Source organism: Silvimonas sp. JCM 19000, assembly GCF_054652575.1.
On sequence record NZ_BAAIHC010000053.1, the window covers coordinates 1 to 3,112 of the forward strand.

At 58.2% G+C, this 3,112-nt stretch carries 5 protein-coding genes; 3 read left to right on the top strand and 2 right to left on the bottom strand.

Annotation, left to right across the window (positions count from 1 at the left end; genetic code table 11):
- The first annotated feature begins 255 nt into the window (after positions 1-255).
- Positions 256-507, top strand: coding sequence for a GIY-YIG nuclease family protein (locus ACYQ1A_RS21700; RefSeq protein ID WP_499365808.1), 252 nt, complete (start codon positions 256-258; stop codon positions 505-507).
- Complete coding sequence (locus ACYQ1A_RS21705; RefSeq protein ID WP_499365809.1) at positions 504-977, top strand: immunity 26/phosphotriesterase HocA family protein; 474 nt, start codon at positions 504-506, stop codon at positions 975-977. The genes ACYQ1A_RS21700 and ACYQ1A_RS21705 overlap by 4 nt, the downstream gene beginning before the upstream one ends.
- 403 nt (positions 978-1,380) lie before the next feature.
- Here the strand turns inward: ACYQ1A_RS21705 and ACYQ1A_RS21710 are convergent, their stop codons facing one another.
- Together ACYQ1A_RS21710 and ACYQ1A_RS21715 are read right to left on the bottom strand one after the other, a co-directional pair.
- The gene (locus ACYQ1A_RS21710; RefSeq protein ID WP_499365810.1) at positions 1,381-1,653 is read right to left on the bottom strand and encodes a hypothetical protein; all 273 of its coding nucleotides are present in this window, start codon (positions 1,651-1,653) and stop codon (positions 1,381-1,383) included.
- A gap of 310 nt (positions 1,654-1,963) precedes the next feature.
- Entirely contained in the window at positions 1,964-2,659 is a 696-nt protein-coding gene (locus ACYQ1A_RS21715) for a histidine phosphatase family protein (protein ID WP_499365811.1), read from the bottom strand.
- A 116-nt stretch (positions 2,660-2,775) separates the two neighbouring features.
- Here ACYQ1A_RS21715 and ACYQ1A_RS21720 point away from each other — a divergent pair, with 116 nt between their 5' ends.
- The gene (locus ACYQ1A_RS21720; RefSeq protein WP_062226000.1) at positions 2,776-2,982 is read left to right on the top strand and encodes a hypothetical protein; all 207 of its coding nucleotides are present in this window, start codon (positions 2,776-2,778) and stop codon (positions 2,980-2,982) included.
- Positions 2,983-3,112 lie beyond the last annotated feature (130 nt).

A 3,112-nucleotide genomic window follows, 5' to 3' on the forward strand; every position in this document is an offset into this window, starting at 1 on the left:
CCGGATCTATGACCCGAATGTATCGCGGATGCTGCATTAATCGTGGGCTAGATTATTTTCTTGAGGTGAGTGTCATCAACGAAGTATTAGACGTCTTCGGGGAGCGTAAAACGACAGCGGACGAGAAGCGCGCTTTGCTGATGCACTACGCTGAGTATGATGCTTATCGATTAGTAATTTCTTGCGGCAAAGGGGGGGGGGGCTGCCGAAGCGAAAGGCGGTACGTATTTACTACGCGACGCTGAAGGCAATGTCATGCGGACGGGGCGCACCAATGATTTAGCGCGCCGCGAGGCAGAGCACCAACGAGATGCTCTGTCGAAAGATTACGAATTCGAGGCGGTGCATAAAACGGATGTGTTTAGCGAGCAGCGAGGTTTGGAGCAGATGCTGCATGACACCTACAATCCGCCTTTGAACAAAATTCGCCCGATTAGTCCAACAAATCGGAATTTTGATACGTACATGGACGCGGCGCGTAACTTCTTACAAGGACTTGGGCAATGAAAAAGTTGCCATATAAGGAAGGCGACGTGTTCGCTATTTCCCTTCGAGACGGAGGATTTTCCTTGGGACTCGTCGCTAGATCACCAAAGCGTGGAGGTACGTTGTTGGGCTACTTCTTCCGGTACACATTTGTATCTGTGCCAAGTCCGAAAGACGTTCCGGAACTCAATCCTCAGGATGCTATAAAGATAGTGCGATTCGGTGATCTATCCTTGGTGAATGGAGAATGGCCGGTTATTTTTCATCTCCCTAATTGGGATAAAGGTGATTGGCCCACGCCAAAATTTGTTAGACAAGACCCTCTCAGCAAGAAAGCTTGGCTGATTTCCTATGACGATAATGATCCTGGCATTGAAGTTGGCGAAGAAAGATGCGACTTCGATGTTGCTGGTTATGAAAGGGCATCGCTTTGTGGTGCCGGATTTGTAGAGATAGCGCTAACCAAATTATTGCAGCCCAAGAGTGCCTGAAGTTTTTGCACGCTGCGCTCGTCAGCAAAAATCGCCTGGTTCCTTTGTTGGGTAATTTCAAAAGCCGGTGCCGAGAAATTCGCACCGGCTTTTTGCTGTCTGCTCGAATCGTTGCCGACGCGCCACGTCGGCAAATCGCACCCCCCATCCAGCAGCCGAGCAATCGGCATTGAATTGACATCCAACCGAACATCGATCCGCCATCAACTTGGCGTCAACATGCATGAAATCGAAAGTGCGATGGAAAACCATCGTGCTGAAATCGAGCGGAAATACCGGGCAGGATATGTGAAGGTAGCTACCCGGCGAGCCGGGCATCTATCTTCACTTCCCCTTATTCGCACTGCGTGCTCAACGGGGCGCCTGCTCTGCGAGGCCACGCCCAAGGCCGGCCGCTGAAATTTTAGCCGCTAAAATTCGTGCGAGCGCGGCGGCGCAGAGGCCAACCCGCCAGGGGTATCGCGCCGAGCAGCGCTCGCAAAGTCGTCCTGGTCACAAAAACGGGCAGCAACGACGTCGGATCGTCGTCGGGAACGAAAGCCACCGTCGCCGATGCGCCGGGCTGGTTCGCCGTATCGCTTTGCGTCGCCATGATGACCTTCCAGGCGTTGTCGATAGCGACAGCATAAAACATTCGCGCCGTGGCCGCCGACGCCAGCCGTTCCGGTTTGTTCATAAACTGTTCCGGCGTGCTCCGGTTCTGTTCCGCTTTGTTCCGGTCTTGTTGACATTCCGTTGCGCTTTGTTGCGCCCGGCGGCCATTGCTCCCTATTTGCTTTCCGCCCGTTGCCGAATCGCTTCCTTCCTGCTTCCTGTTTGCTCACTCGGCCGCCGAGCTGAGCGATTGCACGTCTCTTTGGCGTCAAACCGGGTCGATTTACCAAGCAACCGCTATCAGCCTTCCTGGTGGAACATAAAGTGGCGCTTACGCGGGGAGTGAAATTGGCTTGTAATCCGCATGGCGGCTGGGCTGGGCCGGGACTGTCTTATGCCGACCCTGCTGCGAAGAGCCATGTCTTACGCCAGGACGCAAAAACAACGGCAAAGCCGCGCCCCTGCTGGACGAGCGCGGTTAGACAGGAAGAAGGGAGAGGATGAAGCCGGTGCGGCCGTCGTGAAGGACAGAGAGGCCGTCGCCGTTGGCGAGGGAGGTAAGCCAGGTCGAAAGCGCGAAATGCGCGCATGGCGTCAGTATCGAGCGCGGCCGGCCGCTGCACGATCCACCAGCGCAACGCCTGCATGAGCTGGCCGTGGCCGAACAGCGCGACCGACGCCACCTGCAACGCCGCCAGCCGATCCGGGGCGATTTGCACGCGTCCGACGAAGGCCGCGAACGATTCCGCGCCCGGCCCATCGACCGCCAGCGGATCGGCTGCCTGCCAGAACGCCGCCACCCACGGCCGACGCTGTTGCGCCGTGGTATGCGCGCAGCGTGCCGGCGACAGATAGGTAAATTCCTCGACAGGCCAGACCTCCACCGACACCGCCGCAAAACGCGCCACGGTCGGCGCGGCCGTCTGCCGCACGCGCAGAAAAGGCGAACACACGATCAAGTCCGGCGCATCGGCAAAGGCATCGCCGATGGCCTGCGCCTGTTCATGGCCGCGAGCGGTGAGCGGGATCGAGGCCGGATCAGCTGTTGCCGCGCCGGCATTGGCAGCGCTCTCGGCGTGGCGGATCAAGCGGACGGATAGCATGGGGAAATGGGTGTTGTTCTGAAAGGGTTATAGCTACCGCCACACGATGGCGACCCTGATGCTCGAAGGCGGGGCCGACATCCGCTTCATCCAGGTCATGCATGGGCCATGCCAAACTCTCCACCACGCAGATATACACCCAGGCCAGCATCCGCAAGTTGAAGGACATCCACACCGCCACCCATCCCGGGCGGCCCATCGTCGCGGGCGAGCAGCAGGCAGAACGCGCTGGCAGCGACAGCGAGCGCCCCGCCTTGCTGGCCTTGCTCGATGAAGAAGCCCAGGAAGAAGAGGACGACACGCCATGACACCGACCAAGCGCCCCAAGCGCACAATCACGTTACGCCTGCCCGACGAATTCCTGGACGTGTGCGAGGAAGACGGCATAGCCCCGGAAACCGTGCTGCGCGGCTTCGTCGCCAACCTGGCCGGCATCAC